This window comes from Saccharicrinis sp. GN24d3, assembly GCF_052400645.1.
Lineage (GTDB): Bacteria > Bacteroidota > Bacteroidia > Bacteroidales > Marinilabiliaceae > Saccharicrinis.
The window spans coordinates 1-18,790 of the sequence record NZ_JBQTGI010000041.1 but is presented as its reverse complement, the minus strand read 5'-3'; the positions used below and the strand labels follow the sequence as shown (position 1 = coordinate 18,790).

The following is an 18,790-nucleotide window of genomic DNA, read 5'->3' as shown; positions in this document are numbered from 1 at the left end:
TATTGTTTATATTTCTTTAATTTCTTTTTCCGGTTCGTTATAGGTAAATGGCACAAAGTAAGCAGCCAGCAAGGCTGGTATAGTTGCAATAAGTACCCAAATAAAGAATATTTTATACCCTAACCAATCACTTAAATAACCACTCAACATAGAGGGTAACATAAAACCGAGATTCATGATACCTGATGCGAATGCATAATGTGCTGTTTTATATTTACCCGGTGCTATTTGTTGCATCATAAACAGCATAAGACCCACAAAACCAAATCCATATCCAAAATACTCCAAGATAACCGCAACGGAAATCACAAAGATGCTATCGGGCTGGTTCATGGCCAGATATGAATAGACCGCAAATGGCACATTAAAAACCAGTGCCAGTTTGAAAAGTGTGTGTTTTAATCCTTTGGCAGAAATATAGTACCCGCCCAATATGGAACCTATTACAAAAGCTCCAGCTCCGAATGTTCCGTACACCAGCCCAATTTCGGAGGTTGTCATTCCCAATCCTCCCTCGGCCTGCGCAGCTTTAAAAAACAGGGGGGCAATTTTTATGGCAAAACCTTCCGCAAATCGATAAAGAATGATAAAAACAATATACCAGCCAATGAATTTTTTCTGAAAGAAAGTTTTGATGACATCCCATAAAGTGTCAAACCCCTCCCGAAGGGATTTAACTTCAGAAGCTTCGCCTCCTCGTGGTAGCATGCGGATATGGTATAGGCCCAGAATAAACATCACGACCCCATATGTGCCCATAACAACCATCCACGCATGTTTGATGCCCATGGTCTTTTCGAGTTCTCCGGCCAGATAAACAAATCCGCCAGCAGAAACAATTTTCGCAATATTATAAGCGGCACCTTGCCATCCAATGTATTTGGCTTGTAACTTTGGCGATAATACACTTAGATAGACCCCGTCGGTGGCTATATCGTGCGTAGATCCGCTAAAAGCTATAATTGCCAGCAGTGCTATAGAGTAGGTGAAGAAATTATGTAAGGGTAATGAAAGCGCCACCAATGCAAATAACATTCCTGTAACCAGTTGCGTTGCCACAACAAAGTGCTTCTTGGTTTTAAACATTTCCAGAACCGGACTCCACAACGGTTTTAATGTCCACGGTAGCATGACCAATGAGGTCCATAACGCAATTTGTGTGTCGCTAATCCCCATGTTTTTGTACATGATAGCCGAAGCTTGCGCAATGGCCACAAAGGGTAAACCCATGGCAAAATATACAGTAGGCACCCAAAGTGCAGGATTCTTAAAATTCGATTTTATTTCAGTCATTAGTTTTAGTGTTTTCTCTTATTAATTATTCTCCATCGAATGATTTATATAGCCAGGCCTGGGATTTATCCTGTATATAATGTTCGGGATCAAAACAGACTATTACCGATACACTTCTTAGGTTACCCGCCCGCGCCGCATAGGAAACTAGTATACTATTTAGTATTATATGCGCAGAGCATTGCCTACGGTTACTATGCAAAGCCTCCAAATTATATTCGGAACAGTCTATTCATCACTTTATTTCCTGTTAACCTCTTTTTCCAATTTTTCTATTAAACATCTAATCCTTTTTTTACTTGAAGTTTTAAACTGATTCTCGGGCAAATCATTTGTACCGTTAAACTTTACCTCATCTCTCCAAAAACAAGGTTCCTGTGAACAAACCTCTCTTAACGAGGCATGAAAGGATTTCACACCCGTCTTCTCGGCAAGTTCTACAATATTGTGTTCATTGATTCCGCCACCGGGCATAATTGTCAACTTATCCCCCGTCATTTCATGTAAACGGGTTATTAACCCGGCTCCTTCCGTAACTGTGAATTTTTGGCCGGACGTCAACAGTCTTGATATTCCCAATGACATCAAGGTATCCAAAGCTTCAAACGGTTCCTTGCATTGGTCAAAAGCACGATGAAAAGTAACAGGCAATCCGTTGGCAGCTTCTATCATTCGTTGACATTGATCAATATTGACAGAACCATCCTTATTCAATGCGCCAATTACAACACCGTCTGCGCCAGCAGAAATCGCTTCCTTAATATCCTGCAACATAATTCTTAGTTCCAACTCATCGTACACAAAATTCCCCCCTCTTAGTCGAATGATTGGAAAAATATCAATATTTGAAACTTTTTTTGCCATGGCAATCGTTCCACCAGAAGGGGTAGTTCCTCCTTCAATGAGGTTGTCGCATAACTCTACCCTATCGGCACCTCCCTTATCGGCTTCAATAACCGATTGGATATTGCCTGCACAAATTTCTATTTCAAAGTCGTTTCTGTTCATTATTTTTTGTTCACGAATCACACGAAATAACACCAAATGGTTTTTCTGGGGAAAACACATTATTTCCGAATCGGATCACATCTATTTACTTTACAATCCTATACCCTTCAGAATCTATCAAGCAGTTCCCCGAACGCTTTTAAATCCAGGTTAACGCGAGTTTATATTCTGATGGGGATATAAACGCAGGATCAGTTCCTATCTGCCCAAATAAATCTCTAGTCTACCTCCTTTAACCATGTCGTGGTGGTTGATAAAAAATGAATGGGTTGATTTTTCATTCCACTTGATATCCTTTATAAATCCTTTTTTCTCTTTTTCGTGTTTTATAATCTCCAACTTTGTATTGGAATAAAAGCGATCATCCAGCTCAACGGTTACTTTGTCGAAAACAGGTGCTGTAACGGTATAATTCATATCGCCCGGGCAAACGGGATAAAAACCCATCATAGCATAAACCACCCATGCACTCATAGTTCCGCAATCATCGTTTCCGGGAATACCGTCGGGCGTGTTTTTAAAATAGGTATCAATCAATCTTCGTGTTTCCTTTTGTGCTCTCCATTCCTGCCCTTTCACATAGTTGAATAAAAATGGATAGTGCATATCCGGTTCATTGGCCATATCGAAAAGTCCATCCTCAAAGACTTTTTGAAGTTTTTGGGTGAACTTGTTACCTCCTCCATTGAGTTTTATCAGACCTTTGATGTCATGCGGAATACCAAATGTATATTGCCATGCAGTTCCTTCGTGGAAACCATGAACCGGTTCAAAGTCCTTTCCTTGCAAAGGATCAAAGTCCTGGATAAAAGTGCCGTCTGCTTTTTTAGGGCGGAGCATCTTAAATCCCTTTTTATCGAAATAATTCGTATATCTTTTGGATTGCCTATTGAAACGTTTATAATCCTCATCCTTTCCCAGTTCTTTCGCCAAGACACCCAGGTTCCAATCCGCCAGATACAATTCCAGGGCAATGGAAACCGAATTGTCATACTCTTCGGCAAAGGGCACATAACCGTTTCGCAAGTAAAAATCATTGTTGGTTCTTATCTTATTTTCCTTCTCAGGTGTGGTCGCAGATTTCAGCATGGCCTCGTAGGCAGCCTGAACATCGAAATCTTTTAATCCCCGAAGATAAGTGTCGGTTATCACAGGGAAAGCAGGATCACCGTTCATGGTGTAAGTTTCTTTGCTGTTTAGTTCCCATTTTGGCAGCCATCCGCCTTCTTTGTACATATCCACCATAGACCTAACCATATCCAACTGCTTTTCAGGATACAACAAACTCATCAAAGGGTGGAAATTACGGTAGGTATCCCACAAAGAAAAGACGGTATATCGGTCTCTGCCTTTGACTTCTCCAATACCAAACGATTCCATCATGGGGTATTGACCGTTCACATCGTTAATGATGTTTGGATGTATATTCATATGGTAGAGCGCAGTGTAGAAAACTGTTTTCTGATCCAAAGTACCACCTTCAACTTTCACTTTAGAAAGAACAGATTCCCATTCTTGCAGAGCTTCTCTCCTGGCTCTTTCAAAATCAAAACCTACAGACTCAAAATCAAGGTTTTGTCGCGCGTTTTCGATACTTACATAGGAAACACCAACCTGAACCATTAGGGCTTCGTTCTCCTCTGTTTCGAATGAAAAGTATGCACCGATACTATCTCCGGCCACAGGGTGTAGAAATTCTTCGTAGTACTTGAACTTTCCTGATGTTGCAGACCAGTCCTTTTCCGCCTTCATTGGAGGCATTTTTTTAAAGGCACCAAATGAAGTTGCCGGTTTGCTAAAACGTGCCACAAAATACACCGGTCGCTCGGAATGGCCATGATAACAAAAATTACCCGTCATACGCGAGCCTTCCACTTCCTGATTGCTGATTACTTTGAGGCAAGCACCGGATTCGTTGGTTAGGCTATTGCCTAAATCAATCAGGATATTTGATTGTCCTTTGGGAAAGGTAAATTTGCTTAATCCGGTTCTTTGGGTTGATGTTACCTGGGCTTTTATTCCATATTTATCCAGCATGCAGCTGTAATATCCCGGTTCCGCTTTTTGGGCAGACATATTGCTTCCAAACTCCTTCAAGGAGGCATTGACCTTACCCGTAGTTGGCATCACCGTGATAACGCCTAAATCCGGGCATCCAACCCCGCTGAGGTTCACGTGTGAAAAACCTGTCAGGAATTTGTTATCCCACGAATACGGTGTAGACCACCAACGGGCATCTTTATCCCATTTGTTATCATCGGAACCCGTTACATTAAAAGGAACAACCGAAACCATTCCTTGTGGCACTATTGCACCGGGATTCGTGGTGCCAAAATTGGTTGTGCCAATAAAAGTATTTACGTATTGGGTATAATGCTGGCCGTAAGCCGATACCCCAAATACCGCCAATAAAATCGCTATATGTTTAAGTTTTATCATACTTGTTACATTTTGTAGGTTACAACCCTATTGCTTTTGCTTGCTGTCAAGGCCAAAGGGGAGAACCGTTGCCACTCTTATAATATACCTGTTAGTTGCTAATTGATTAATATTTCATCAACAAACAGCCAACCTTTATGACCTGCTGCGGCATGCCAATCCGGCACCAACCCAAAATTATTTACCTTAACCTTTAAGTATCTAGCTTCCGTTCTACCCAATTGGAAATCTTGCCTCCTTAAAAAAGGTTTTCCCATCTCTTCCTGCGAGAAATTAAGTTTTTGATAACCAATCGTATTATAATTATCATTATCCATTGAAACGGAAATTCTCACTGATGAAGGAGGAAAAATCCACACTCCTGTATTTGACAGATATCCTATGCTTACATTATTAATGGAAATTGGTTGACCGAAATCGATAGTTGCAACCATATCCTCACCATCAAACCCTGTCCATCTGCTATCATTAAAACTTTCCGATCCAATTTCCAGGTCCAACAGCATACTTCCATCCGCATCGCCAAACTTCTTTGATTCATTCAGCAACGTAATTTTAGGAAATCCCTTTTCCAGTTCTGCAAACCTTCTCCCAGCATAATAAGTACGCTCGTATATAAAACTTTGCTCCATTCCATTGGCATAAGCAATCGCTTTTAAATTAGATGTTTTACTAATTATGATAGGCTTTTTATACGCCCCGCTTCTTTTGTTTGGAGTCCTTCCATCCAGGGTATAATATATTTTAGCATTCGAAGTATGGCACGTAAGCTCAATCCTCCTAGACCCTTCAAATACCTCACTGTTATCTTTATCATAAGGTTTATAGGTTATCTTGGGCAGAGCGCTTTGGTTTTTATTTAAATCCACTTTTGCGTATGGCAGATCACCCTGTTTTGTACCCCAATCCTTATTGGGCGTTGACCCCATAATACATATCAATTCCCCGCCATCCATGATTTGATCATGCGTAAGATAGGTCTTTGTATAAGGTTGACCGTTTAACATAACGGACTGGATGTAGATGTTCTCCTTTGGTTTATTTTTGGCTTTTACCTTAAACTGTTTCCCGTTCTCCAGGTTTAATACCACCTCTTTAAACAACGGGGAACCAATAATGTATTTCATATCTCCCGGACAAACGGGGTAAAAGCCCATCGAGCTGAAAATATACCAGGCCGACATTTGTCCCAGATCATCATTATTGACAAGGCCATCCGGTAAATCGAAATAAAAATCATTTATTACCTGACGCACCTTCTCCTGGGTTTTCCATGGTTGACCAGCATAATTATACAAATATGGCATATGTTGCGATGGTTCATCACCATGCCCGTATTTTCCAATAAAGCCGGAGATATCCACATGGGTATGCCCTCCAATTTGGGTGGTATCCGCAAAAATATCATCCAACCAGAGCGCAAACACTTCTTTTCCGCCCATGAGTTCTATCAAACCGTTGACATCATGCGGTACATAAGCCGAATAGCCCCAAATATTTCCTGACACATAATTGGCGATTAAGTCATCCCAAACTTTCGGATTCATTTCGCGCCACTCACCCGTTGTATATTTAGAATATAAAAACTTTTTTACGGGGTGATAAAGATTTTTGTAACCCATACTTCTTTCGGCAAAAAGTGCTGCATCGTTTTGATTCCCCAACTTTTTTGCCAATTGCGAAATACACCAATCGTAATAGTTTTGTTCGGTTGTTTTGGAGACTGCACAGTTTAATTCCGCCGGAACATAGCCCAGCCTGATATATTCTGCCATCCCGTTTTTGTCGTAATTGGGAGAATGTTTTTCCAGGGACATGGCCGCTGCGCGAACAGCCTGATATACTTTTTCCTTGTCAATTCCAGGAATATCTTTTAAGGCTGCATCAGCCAACGGTGAAACCGCATTGTAACCAATCATGCAAACATTATCGTGACCCAGGCATTCCCAAACGGGCAGCCCTACTTTTGTTTCAGTATATCGGCTCGTCAGTGAATTGACAAACTCAGCGGTTTTTCCCTGCTCTATAATGGTAAATAAAGGATTTAATGCCCGGTAGGTATCCCAGGTAGAATAGTTGGAATATTGGGGTATTTTCGATGGATAGGCTTTCCCCTCCAACCAATATTTTCCATCTACATCCGAAACTAAATTGGGCGAAATAAAGGAGTGATACATTCCTGTATAGAAAATTCTTTTATCAGATTCCGATGTACCCTTCACATGAATCTTGTTTAGTTTTTCGCTCCATTTATGCTTTGCTTCAGCAAGGGTTTCTTCAAATGAATTACCTTTTACTTCCGCTTCGTAATTAGCTTTAGCCCCTTTGTAACTCACAAACGATAAGGCTACCTGAACTTCTAACGCTTCATCCGACTGAAGGTCAAACTGTACAAATGCCTTCGTATTATTACCATTGAGCTTAAAAACCTCCGTTATTATTTCATCATCCTTCGCCAAGCCATAACCGGATACCGGTTTTGAAAATTTGGCATAAAAATATACGGTACGCTCCCCCGCTTCCCCATCACATTTTTTGTATCCTCGAAATTCCGTTTCCGAAAGAAATTCCACTCCTGTATCTAATACCTTTTCCATGATATTGTGGGTAGGGTCGATAATTACATTTAATCGACCTTCTTTACCCAAGGTATATCTATGGCAACCTACCCGTTCTGAAGCTGTCAGTTCCACATGGACATCATAATCATCCAACATAACCGAATAATAACCTGCGGATGCTTTTTCCCTGTCATGCGAGAACCGGGAGCGATAACCAGATTCAGGATCCTCCTCTGTTCCAGGATTTAATTTTACTTCCCCTACCATTGGCATCAATAAAATATCCCCCAATCCTGCCAATCCTGCTCCGCTAATATGGGTATGTGCAAATCCTTTTAAAACACTATCGGAATAATGATATCCTGAGCACCAGTTCCATGATTTAAAATCGTTGGATGGGCTCAGCTGTACCATTCCAAAAGGAACCGTTGCTCCGGGAAAGGTATGGCCAATACCGTCGGTACCAATCATAGGATCCACATAATCGATGGGCCGTTGAGATCTGTTTTGGCAGGCCCAGAATCCCAGGATTAATGTGCTAAATATTATAATGTTTTTAACGTGCATACATTCTTCTTTAAAAGAAATCTTAATAAAATATAACTTGAATCACCCCCATCCCTCCATGTTTAATGGATTACTTCCTCCTTAATGTAAGGGTCAAAGGAAAGAGCTATTCTACCATGTAAAAAAACTAATATAGGGCAACCTTAATTTCACATAACACGGATGACTATTGACCAATAACTATTTCGACATCGAATAAGGTGCAGCTTTTTTGCTAACCCCTCTTTCTTTATTTGGGGTCGATGACATCTCAATTGTTATTTTACCACCATTTTGCAATTCTTTATGTGTATAATAATTGCGATCGATTGACTTTCCATTAAAATTAATATGGTTAACATACATATTTTCTTCGCTATTATTATTGGCTTCAATACATAGTTCCTTTCCATCTTCCAGGATTACGGTAACCTTATTGAATAATGGTGCTCCAATTACATACTGATCGGTTCCCGGGCAAACAGGATAGAAACCGAGCGAACTAAACACATACCAGGCAGATGTTTGTCCGTTATCCTCATCCCCACAATATCCATCAGGATTTGGTGTATATAACTTGTTCATCACCTCACGCACTTTCTCTTGGGTTTTCCACGGTTGGCCGGCATAATTATACAAATAAAGCATATGCTGTATCGGTTGGTTACCATGTGCGTAATTACCCATTCCCACAATCTGCATCTCACGGATTTCATGAATAGTAAAACCATAATATGAATTATCAAAAATGGGTGGTAAATTAAATACGGTATCCAATTTGCTCACAAAGGCATTTTTTCCGCCCATTAATCCAATCAATCCTTCCACATCCTGGAATACGCTCCAGGTATAATGTACACTGTTTCCTTCGGTAAAAGCATCGCCCCATTTAAAAGGATTAAATGGAGATTGAAAAGTTCCATCCTCGTTGCGGCCGCGCATCCAGCCTGATTCTTTATCAAACACATTCTTATAATTTTGTGCGCGTGACTTGTACAGATCAATTTCTTCTTGTGGTCTGCCTAATGTCTCTGCTAGTTTCCAGAGGCAGAAATCGGCATAGGCATATTCCAATGTACGTGCCGTGTTTTCATTAATATCCACATCGTAAGGAATGTACCCCAACGTGTTATAATATTCGTGACCATATCGTCCTACAGAATTAATTTCATGGTGCACATTGGCACTGTTTTTAACAATGGCTTCATATAATTTTTCAATATCATAGCCTTTTATTCCCTTTAAGTAAGAATCGGCTATTAAAGAAGCAGAGTTAGATCCAATCATACATCCACGGTGACCCGGACTAGCCCACTCCGGCAGCCACCCACTCTCCTCGTAAGTATTTACCAGACCTTCCATAATTTGGCTATTTAGCTCCGGATACATCAACGTAAAAAATGGGAAAACTGCCCGGAAAGTATCCCAGAAACCATTATCCGTAAACATATATCCCGGTCGCACTTCTCCGTTATACGGACTGTAATGAACTATTTTATGATCCCTATCCAGCTCATAAAATTTACGTGGAAACAGCAAAACGCGGTATAAGGTAGAATAGAATGTTCGTATATGATCTATATTATCGCCTTCTACTTTTATCCTGCCTAATTCTTTATTCCACTCATTCTTACCATCATCTTTGATTTGGGCAAAGGTTTTATTACCTAGTTCACGGTCCAGGTTTAACTGTGCCTGTTCCGGAGATATAAATGAAGAAGCCACTTTTACATTTACTTCTTCTCCTGCCTCAGTTTTAAAGCCAACAACAGCTCCTACATGGTCATCCTCGGCAAAAGTTTTTCCCCTCAACAGTGTAGAATCTATCCAGGTATGAACGATTTCAAAATCCTTGTCGAACTCAGCCACAAAATAGTTATGAAAATTCTCCGGTACACCTCCGCTATTATTTCTGCAATAGCCAATAATCTTTCTTTCTTCCGGGATTATCTTCACCATCGACCCTTTTTTAAATCCATCCAATAAAACAAAAGACTGTTCGTTCTTGGGGAAAGTAAACTTAAAGGCTGCTGCTCTTTCGGTTGGAGTTATCTCTACTTTTGTATCATAATCAGCCAGATAAACACTATAGTAATAAGGCCTTACTTCTTCTGCTTTATGAGAGTACCACGAGGCTCTTTTCTCTTCTTGAAATTGTAAGTCTCCCGTAACGGCCATTAAGGCAAAAGCAGCATAGTCATTTATCCAAGGACTTGGTTGATGCGTCTGTTTGAACCCTTTAATTTGGTAATCGCGATATTTATAGGTCCAGCCGTCACCAAAATTGGCCGTCATGGGTGTCCAGAAGTTCATTCCCCATGGACGTGCAATCGCCGGATAGGTATTCCCGTTTGAAAGGGAAAACTCGGAATCGGTTCCCATTAAAGGGTTAACATACGCTGCATAATCGATACTTGATTTGGGAATTACATACCCTTGTGCATATCCGTTTAAAACAAGCACAATCATGGTCGAAAAGAACAATAAATTCTTCATCATTTTATATTTAACACGCAAATTATTTTTCCTCCACCGCCTCTAGAATTCCGATGGCAGTTGTTTCCTTTAATTTGAGTTCAAAGTTAAATCTAAACAAAGAGCAGTGCAAAAAGATGTGTTATGTCGCAACTGACATTTATTGTGCTATTCCGTTATATCTCGGAGGCGATTAAAAGCCAAGCATTTTACGCCATCATTTCCTTACATGACAAAATAAAAACCTCGTTTTAACAAATGATGTTAACATTTGTTATTAAAATAGGAAATTTAAAAATGATAGGATTAACATTTTATATATATTTGATATATAAAGCTAAAATAGCAGAGCTTAACTTAATTGTGAAACACTGTACACTGTAATGACACCTGAAAATAATATCAGAATCAGTCTGCCATCTTTTTTGATTGAGCCGGGTGATGTTTTTCATATTGTTAGAAGAACAATAACGGCAGATGAAAACCTGGATTACCACGACCATGATTATGCCGAAATATTCTGGATCAAGGAAGGTACCGGTATTCACTATATCAATGGAGAAAAACACCCCATCGAGAAAGGGACATTAGGTTTAATACGTCCTTCAGATACACATACTTTTGTATCATCAGGTAACAATACCGGTTTGGTGGTTACCAACATTGCCTTTTATTTGGAAAGCTTAAAACTTTTTAAGGATAGATATTTTCCGGATTCGGAAACATTTTTTTGGACCAAGGATAAAATGCCATACATGGTTCACCTGAACGCCGACCAGATAAACGAAATTTCATCGCTGACCGATTACACGCTTTCTAAAAAACGGGACTATCTTCATCTGGACATCATGATATTACAGATATTTAAAATGTTGACTGAGTCATTTGAAGCCAAAGCCAAGGGCATCCCCCATTGGCTGGCACTTGCATTGGAACAATATAATTCGCCGCAATTATTCAGGGAAGGAGTCCCCGGTTTTGTGGCACTCACCAACCGTACCACGGATCACGTGAATAAAATAATCAAACAACACCTTAACCAAACTCTTACCGAAACCGTTACAAAAATTAAGATGAGTTATGCCGCACAAAGGTTAACCATGACCAATGTGCCCATCAAAACCATTTGCTATAACTGTGGATTTAACGCGATCGGGCATTTTTACAAAGTATTTAAAAAATACAATGGCATGACACCCAATGAATATAGAGCAGTAAACCATAGGGTGTTTTAATCAGCCTGCAGTGTGTGATTGGCTAGTGTTCGTTAATCGGTGCATTGGCACAATGGTTTCGGTATTCAGTAATATTGTATCCGTTCAGTTTTCGAAATTAGGTGTGTCCAAGGTGCAAATCTCCAACTTCACCAAAAATTATATCATACAATTCGGGTATTCTTTTTTGAATATACACTAATGACTAAAGGCTGCTGCCTGATAAAAAAAAACCGCAAGCCCCTCAAAGACGAGAAACTTGCGGTGACGAAACACAGTCAACCTCTTTAGGATGACATTATGTACAACCTTTTATTTTAGTCTGCACTTACGGCAGCATTCCACGAAATACCTCTCATATCACCCATATAGTTTCCTGTTTCATCGGCAAACTTAACGCCTTTAACTCTATCTAATGGGAAATAAGCATTCAAACCTGTTTCATCCCCAGTAATATCTGCGTCAAGCTCGCCAGGGGCGCGAACGACATCCCAAAGACGGAAATCCTTCATGTAACCATCCATTTTACCCCAGCCATTACCTAGCCACATTTCTCCCCAACCAGAATTGTTTGGAGCACCTATGTCTTCAAATACTGCTTCTTCAACTCCATCAACAAATATCTTAGTTGTGCGGGCAGTATTGTCATGCACTAAAGCAACATGTTGCCACACTCCGGTTTTCATCACCAACGGGTCTGTTTTTGGACCTTGCCATCCTGCACCTGCATTTGTAAAGTTCCAAAGACCGCCTGCACCCAATACGTTTTCTTCTGTAAGTTCATCATATCCATAAACCCAAACACCATATTCTCCGTTATTAAAGAATTCGCCGGTTCCATAACCGAATAATGACTTAACTTTCACATTAAATTCAACGGTATAATCTCCTTGAGGCGTATAGTTAGGCGTAATACGCAAACCTACTGCACTTGACAAATCACGATCAATCAATATACCATCGGCATCACCCACTAACATTGAGTTGATTAAAGCAATATTTTCATCAACAGTAGTAGCATAGTCATCCAAAGCAGACTGACGGGTCTCATTTTCAAGTTTATCATTACCGTCAGCGATAATCTCGTCAATAAAATCTAAAGTTCCTATTGGGTAATCTCCATCTTGTTCTCCTTCCGTAACCGTAGCTCTGAAATCAGTAATTTTAGTGATAGCTGCATTAATATTATCGTAAACCAATACTATAACAGGAGGTTCTGCAACCCATTCAATACTACCTACCGTGGTAGCAGTATAATTACCGGTAACATCGGTGAATTCTGAACCTAAATCAGATCCGAACGGGAAATAACAAACCAATCCAGACTCAGCACCTGTGATGGTAGCTGTTCTGTTAGCTTCAATTGTAGCCGCATCCAGCACTGACCCCCACACTCTAAAATCTTTAACCAAAGTGTTACATACGCGGTCGGTCCACATAGGACTATTACCAATCACGAATGGTTTATCAGCTGCTAATAGATGGGTATTTTCATTTTCTGCTAACTTAACACCATTGATATAGAGCTCTTGAACAGAACCGGTATTAGTCATGGTAACATCTATCCATTCACCTGACTTCATTGTACCGGCACCTGCCTGATCTCCTGTATCCACCCAATTATTGTTACCTACAACTACCTGAATTTTACCGTCACTAAAGTATCTAACACCAAAACCACTATCAGGACCTGATTGCTCTGCCGAGAAAAGGTTGTTTGAATAGCCTTTTGTATTTAAGTCGACGACATAACACTTGATTTCAATGGTCCATGCTCCATTTAAAACAGTTTTGATATTATCCGAGATTTGGATATAAGTATCATTTTCCTGCTTAATCCATGGCATGGCAACAGCCACGGTACTTGCTTTAAACAAATCAACAGCAGCCTGCAATTTTATTACCGCATCATCTAAATCGGCTTGCGATCTTGCATTTTCTATTTTCCACTCAACCCAAGATAAGGCGCTCTGAAGTTTATCAATGGAACCTGGCTTATAATATCCGGCATCAATTCCCTCCTCGCTACCGGCAATCAATGTCTCCGCTTCTGTCATTAATCCATCCAACGAAGTATTGGCGAAGCCACCACTTGTTTCGTCATCTTCACATGACACAAAAGAGAATGCCATGAAGATGGATAGAATACCTATTAAAAAGGCATTATTATATGTTTTTACGTTCATTTCTCTACAATTTAAAAGTTACTGTTCATTAATCCAGAAGTCTTATCCTTCGTATCGGCCACATCCCACCACAACCTAATATCCATTCTATCTGATTCAATCGTATTTTTGGAGCTGGGCATAAGTTCCGAATCAAATTCATGAGCATTGTCGGGATAACGAATACGTTTTACCCATGTTCCTGAAGCTACACTCGCGCTTCCGCTTACACCATCAATTGGCAAAGTAATATCGGGATAATCCGTTCTTCGGAAATCAGCCCAGGCTTCTATTCCATTCGGAAAATTAGATATCCATTTATGCGTAATTATTTTCTTCAACTTCTCTTCATTAGACCCATCAAGTGCAGATACACCATCAATATACGCCTGTGCATCCGCAGCATCAACTCCCACATAATCCATTGAAGCCTGAATACCTTGACGCATTAAATCATCAGGGTCACCACTTCCCCATCCTCTCAATGCAGCTTCAGCTTGTAAAAACAACACTTCGGTATAGTACATAATTGGCATATACACAATGGGATCGTTACCTAAGTCCTTTGCAAAATCAATAAAAGTTCCCGTCATATTTATGGTAGCAAAATCAGAAGCATCATCAGGAAGCACATCATAACCGTTTTCAACACCCACAATTTTTGAACTACCAAATAAAGGCGAACTTTCCTTATAAGTAAACCATCTCCACGCTCTAGGGTCTTCATTTACTGTGGACTGATTATATAAATAGTTGGTAAAAGTTTTAGAAGCTCTGATATTGTTCCAGTCCCAAGCCATTTTGTCAAGGTAATCGAACCATGTGTCTTTCTGAAAAGGTATTCTGGCTACATCATCATTACTTTGCATTACCCCTCCGGCTATTCCTTTCTTAACTTCTTCCTCTGCCTTGGCAGGCGCTACATTTGCCAAACGCATTCCTAATCTTAAACGAAGAGAATTACCAAACCTTTTCCACTTTTCTACATCACCATTAAAAAACAGATCTGAACTTCCGTAACTATATTGAGAAGCATCACCGGCGTCTAATGCAGCAATAGCTACATCTAGTCGGTCAAATAGATCATCATAGATTTCCTCCTCCGTATTATAAGGGACCTGAACTCCATTTCCTGCGTCGAAATAAGGAATATCACCATATGTGGCGGCCATCCTGGCCCATTCATGCACCATCCATATCTCACTAATATTCACAGCATTCGCAAATGCCGGATCGTCTCCGAAGTTACTTTTGATAAAATTCGCATCTACCAATTCCTGTGTATAAAACTCAATCCACTGGTTACCTATCCAACCATTCACATATTCATATCTGGGCGATTCAAAACCGCTTACTATATTTGACCAATACTGGGCATAAAAGTCATCATACAAGTTCGTATTTCTTTGATAATTTTGTCTCGGTGTTTGTAACATCTGCACAAACAACCAGGCAGGCTCACCTGAATTAACCACACCATCTTTTGTATCTATTGCCTCAAAGTCATCAGTACAACCCACAAAGCATGCAGATAATAATAAGACCGATAAACCAATAATTATATTTTTCATATTCGTTGTATTAGAAATTAATGTTTAATGAACATCCTATTGAACGGGTTACCGGTACCGGAGAAAAGTCAAAAGCTTGCGCTCCATAACCATTGTTACCTGTTGAGCTAAATGCACTAGCGTCAGGCACTGTTCCAGGAGTATCCTTATACAAATAAAATAAGTCTCTACCTACAATTGCAAATCTCGCACTGGAAATAAAAGTTCCAGGTATTTTATCTAACATATATTTGGGGATATTATACCCGACAGAAATTTCTCTTAGTTTCACATAAGAAGCATCATACATAAACTCTTCATCAACACCCGCAACTTTTCCAAAATATGCCTGAGCAGAAGTAAGCGTTGTGTTAGAAGCTCCCGTTTCCGTTACTCCGTCCACATAAAAATCTTCCCTTTCATTTCCATTTCCGGTATCAAGTGTTCGCATTGAGTTACCTGAACCTGTGACAGAAGCCTCTGTCATGGAGAAAATATCACCGCCAAATTGCATCCCGAACAAAGCGTTTACAAACAATCCTTTAAAGGAAGCATTTAGGCCTAACGAACCCGTAAAGTCGGCTTGGATATTCCCAAGCTTTTCTTTTTCCTGTGCGATGACCGGCAATCCTTGAGAATCCACAATAATATCACCATTTTCATTTCTTTCGTAAACAGTTCCATAGATATCGCCTAGCCTTTTTCCTTCATAACCTCTCACCTCAACAGACTGTGTATTATCAGAATAGAATTTAAAAGGTGCATTTTCTTCATCGCCTTGTTCTTTTGTTAAAAGCCAATCAATTTCACCTATGTTTTTAGAAAAATTAAGCGTTATGCCTAAATTAAAATCGTTGGTTCTAATTGGTGTGATAGTCGCTAAAGCTTCAATACCTTTGTTTAAGATTAATCCGGTATTTGTTTTATAATATCTATAACCCGCAGATTGAGGGTTTTCAACAGTTACGATCTGGTTTTCCGTTTGCTCATTGTAGTAGTTGGCTTCAACTTTTAATCTGTTGTTAAATGAACTAAACTCTACACCGAACTCAATTACCGTTGATAATTCAGCTTTAATATTAGGATCTACAATATTGTTAGGAATATTTAATGTGGTTAAACCATTGATACCGGTTCCTAAACTCAAATCAACATCTGTAAAATATGCATCAGGATCTTTACCTACCTGTGCCCAGGAAGCTCTTGCTTTTAAATAATTGATCCAACCAGGCAACTCTACCATTTCTGAAATAATACCACTTAAACTTACCGAAGGATACGAAAAATAGTAGTTACCTAAAGGTAAACTCGAACTCCAATCATGACGCGAAGTTAAAGTTAAATAAGCCATATCTTTATACCCAAGATCCAATGAGCCATATAACGATTGAATCTCTTTTTCCTCAAACGATTCGGTAACATTCATATTATTACTGTTTTCTGCTCCGGCTAAGAAGAAATAGTCTTCTCCAATCAATTTACCAGAATTAGCCGTCATCGTCTCTGTATATCTATGTAACTTATTGCCACCAAATGTAACTCCCAGGTTTAAGTCTTCATTAAAATCTTTATTATAGCTGAACAAAAACTCATAATTTTCCTCTTCAAAGAATTTTTCTCTTGAATTATAGGTAGGTGTGACCGATATCTGATCTTCATATTTTGTTCCCCAAACACTTCCATATCTGTAAGAATCCAAACCATATTTCAGTCTTAATGACAAATCCTTCATTAAATTAACATGGGCTGCAAAATAACCAAAGTAACGGTTACGCTCGTCATTGTTCACTCTTTGCTCCTGCAGGAAATATGGGTTTCTTGAATTCGCACTTGGGTTTTCGGTAATCACACTACTTGAGCCATACAGATATTCAACATGTTTGTTATCCTGAATAACATAACCTGGAGCCAAATCATTCAACCTTATATTGGTTGGCATGGCGTTTAAATATGAGGTGTAACTATAAAAACCAATTTCCGGCCGGTTAGCACCCTCGTTTTTAATGTACGATAACTTTGTATCTATCTTTAACCATGGATTAATTTGGTAAGCAGCCTTTAAATCGAAGTTGAGCTTATCTACTTCGTGACCTTTAAATATCCCCTCTGATTTATTTTTTCCAATAGAAACCCTATAGTTTCCTTCTTCATTGCTGTTAGCAAACGCAATCGAATTATTATAACTCAATCCGGTTTGAGCAAACTTTTTTACCTTATCACCTTCTCCAACATATGGTAACATTTCCCCATTCCATGCTTCCCGCAATTCACCATCGTATTTTGGTCCCCAGGCTGAAGAGGCAGTGGAAGAATATACTCCTTCTGTTCCCTGACCATATTGATTTTGCGTTTCCAACACATATGCTACATCTGAAACTGTTACATTGCCTGAATAACTAATATTAAGACCTTTAGAATCACTACCATCCTTTGTAGTAATCATTATTACACCGTTTGCACCTCTGGATCCATATAAAGCAGCAGCCGGACCTCCTTTTAACACAGATATATTTTCTATATTCTCGGGGTTGATATCGAGCAAACCACCTCCATTAGAAGTACCACCCCAGATACCACCATTACTTCTCTCTTCTCCTGAGAACGGTACTCCGTCAATAACCCAAAGTACGTTATCATCTCCAAGCAAAGAACTTGTACCCCTAATATCTAATCGTGAGTTACCTCCTACACCGCCGCTTGTTGTGATATTAACACCTGCAACTTTACCTTGTAAAGCACTTGTAACATCCGGGTTCGCTGATACGTTCAAATCTTCCGAATTAACATCCTGGACAGCATAACCTAGTGCTTTCTTTTCCCTTTTTATACCAAGGGCAGTTACCACTACCTCATCTAAACCTGTTACATCTGCCATCAATGTAACATTTATAGTGTTCTGACCAGCGATGGCCACTTCCTGAGGTCTAAATCCGATAAAAGAAAAAGTTAAGGTTGACTGATTACTTCCAACCTCAAACGTATACACCCCATCAAAGTTGGTAATTGTACCGTTCATATTATTTTCTTTTTCAATTACGTTAACTCCAGGTATGGGCTCCCCGGTTTCATCTATAACTTTACCTGTAATTTGATGCTGCGCAATAAGTGTTGCGGAAGCAAAAAACACAAGTACAAATAGACTTAAAAAACTTTTCGTCATGGTTCTCATTTTTATTAGTTTTTCTTCAATTTAGAGACACTTTTTCTTGTTTAATCATTCCTACTACATACCGATTTAATTGACAGTTTACTTGATATCAAGCTAGAAGAGCTGTCATAACGTATCATTTTGTCTTCTCCATGGAATTTGATTTAAATTTAATATTTACTGTTAATTTTTGTATGTTTTCATTAATTTTTGTCAACACCAAAAGTAAGCCTATACCAAACCATAATCAAATTTATTGATTACTCTAAAACGGTTTTTTATTACCTTTCAACGTTAAACCCGCAATATGCATTGTTACTACTCAGCAAGCAAAAACGAAATATAAGTAACATGGTTTCCTTGCTGTATTTGTTTCTGAGTTGCAAAGCGT

At 39.4% G+C, this 18,790-nt stretch carries 9 protein-coding genes; 1 reads left to right on the top strand and 8 read right to left on the bottom strand.

What is annotated here, in order from left to right:
* Window positions 1-6: 6 nt before the first annotated feature.
* The 5 genes from ACT29I_RS24405 to ACT29I_RS24385 form a co-directional block, all read right to left on the bottom strand.
* Window positions 7-1,293 carry an MFS transporter gene (locus tag ACT29I_RS24405; protein ID WP_430932086.1) on the bottom strand — a complete coding sequence of 429 codons (1,287 nt, stop codon included), beginning with the start codon at window positions 1,291-1,293 and terminating at the stop codon, window positions 7-9.
* Window positions 1,294-1,533: 240 nt separating this feature from the next.
* On the bottom strand, window positions 1,534-2,301 hold the full coding sequence (locus ACT29I_RS24400; RefSeq protein WP_444794696.1) for a copper homeostasis protein CutC: 768 nt from the start codon (window positions 2,299-2,301) through the stop codon (window positions 1,534-1,536).
* 198 nt (window positions 2,302-2,499) lie between these two features.
* Window positions 2,500-4,740 carry a GH92 family glycosyl hydrolase gene (locus ACT29I_RS24395; protein WP_444794695.1) on the bottom strand — a complete coding sequence of 747 codons (2,241 nt, stop codon included), beginning with the start codon at window positions 4,738-4,740 and terminating at the stop codon, window positions 2,500-2,502.
* A 98-nt stretch (window positions 4,741-4,838) separates the two neighbouring features.
* The gene (locus ACT29I_RS24390; protein ID WP_444794694.1) at window positions 4,839-7,868 is read right to left on the bottom strand and encodes a GH92 family glycosyl hydrolase; all 3,030 of its coding nucleotides are present in this window, start codon (window positions 7,866-7,868) and stop codon (window positions 4,839-4,841) included.
* Window positions 7,869-8,048: 180 nt separating this feature from the next.
* Window positions 8,049-10,346 carry a GH92 family glycosyl hydrolase gene (locus ACT29I_RS24385; protein WP_444794693.1) on the bottom strand — a complete coding sequence of 766 codons (2,298 nt, stop codon included), beginning with the start codon at window positions 10,344-10,346 and terminating at the stop codon, window positions 8,049-8,051.
* A 359-nt stretch (window positions 10,347-10,705) separates the two neighbouring features.
* Between ACT29I_RS24385 and ACT29I_RS24380 the strand changes: the two genes are divergently transcribed.
* On the top strand, window positions 10,706-11,557 hold the full coding sequence (locus tag ACT29I_RS24380; protein WP_430932081.1) for a helix-turn-helix transcriptional regulator: 852 nt from the start codon (window positions 10,706-10,708) through the stop codon (window positions 11,555-11,557).
* 296 nt (window positions 11,558-11,853) lie between these two features.
* On the opposite strand, the gene ACT29I_RS24375 is transcribed toward ACT29I_RS24380, so the two are convergent.
* Genes ACT29I_RS24375 through ACT29I_RS24365 form a run of 3 tightly spaced genes read right to left on the bottom strand, consistent with a single transcriptional unit; the run spans window position 11,854 to window position 18,411 of the window.
* Complete coding sequence (locus ACT29I_RS24375; RefSeq protein WP_444794692.1) at window positions 11,854-13,722, bottom strand: LamG-like jellyroll fold domain-containing protein; 1,869 nt, start codon at window positions 13,720-13,722, stop codon at window positions 11,854-11,856.
* Window positions 13,723-13,733: 11 nt separating this feature from the next.
* Window positions 13,734-15,272, bottom strand: a complete 1,539-nt coding sequence (locus tag ACT29I_RS24370) for a SusD/RagB family nutrient-binding outer membrane lipoprotein (RefSeq protein ID WP_430932079.1) — start codon at window positions 15,270-15,272, stop codon at window positions 13,734-13,736.
* Between the two features lie 10 nt (window positions 15,273-15,282).
* On the bottom strand, window positions 15,283-18,411 hold the full coding sequence (locus ACT29I_RS24365; RefSeq protein ID WP_444794691.1) for a SusC/RagA family TonB-linked outer membrane protein: 3,129 nt from the start codon (window positions 18,409-18,411) through the stop codon (window positions 15,283-15,285).
* Window positions 18,412-18,790: the final 379 nt, after the last annotated feature.

Coding starts and splice junctions, on each gene's coding strand:
- ACT29I_RS24405 (WP_430932086.1), bottom strand. CDS start 1,293: ATGACTGAAATAAAATCGAATTTTAAGAATCCTGCACTTTGGGTGCCT.
- ACT29I_RS24400 (WP_444794696.1), bottom strand. CDS start 2,301: ATGAACAGAAACGACTTTGAAATAGAAATTTGTGCAGGCAATATCCAA.
- ACT29I_RS24395 (WP_444794695.1), bottom strand. CDS start 4,740: ATGATAAAACTTAAACATATAGCGATTTTATTGGCGGTATTTGGGGTA.
- ACT29I_RS24390 (WP_444794694.1), bottom strand. CDS start 7,868: ATGCACGTTAAAAACATTATAATATTTAGCACATTAATCCTGGGATTC.
- ACT29I_RS24385 (WP_444794693.1), bottom strand. CDS start 10,346: ATGATGAAGAATTTATTGTTCTTTTCGACCATGATTGTGCTTGTTTTA.
- ACT29I_RS24380 (WP_430932081.1), top strand. CDS start 10,706: ATGACACCTGAAAATAATATCAGAATCAGTCTGCCATCTTTTTTGATT.
- ACT29I_RS24375 (WP_444794692.1), bottom strand. CDS start 13,722: ATGAACGTAAAAACATATAATAATGCCTTTTTAATAGGTATTCTATCC.
- ACT29I_RS24370 (WP_430932079.1), bottom strand. CDS start 15,272: ATGAAAAATATAATTATTGGTTTATCGGTCTTATTATTATCTGCATGC.
- ACT29I_RS24365 (WP_444794691.1), bottom strand. CDS start 18,411: ATGACGAAAAGTTTTTTAAGTCTATTTGTACTTGTGTTTTTTGCTTCC.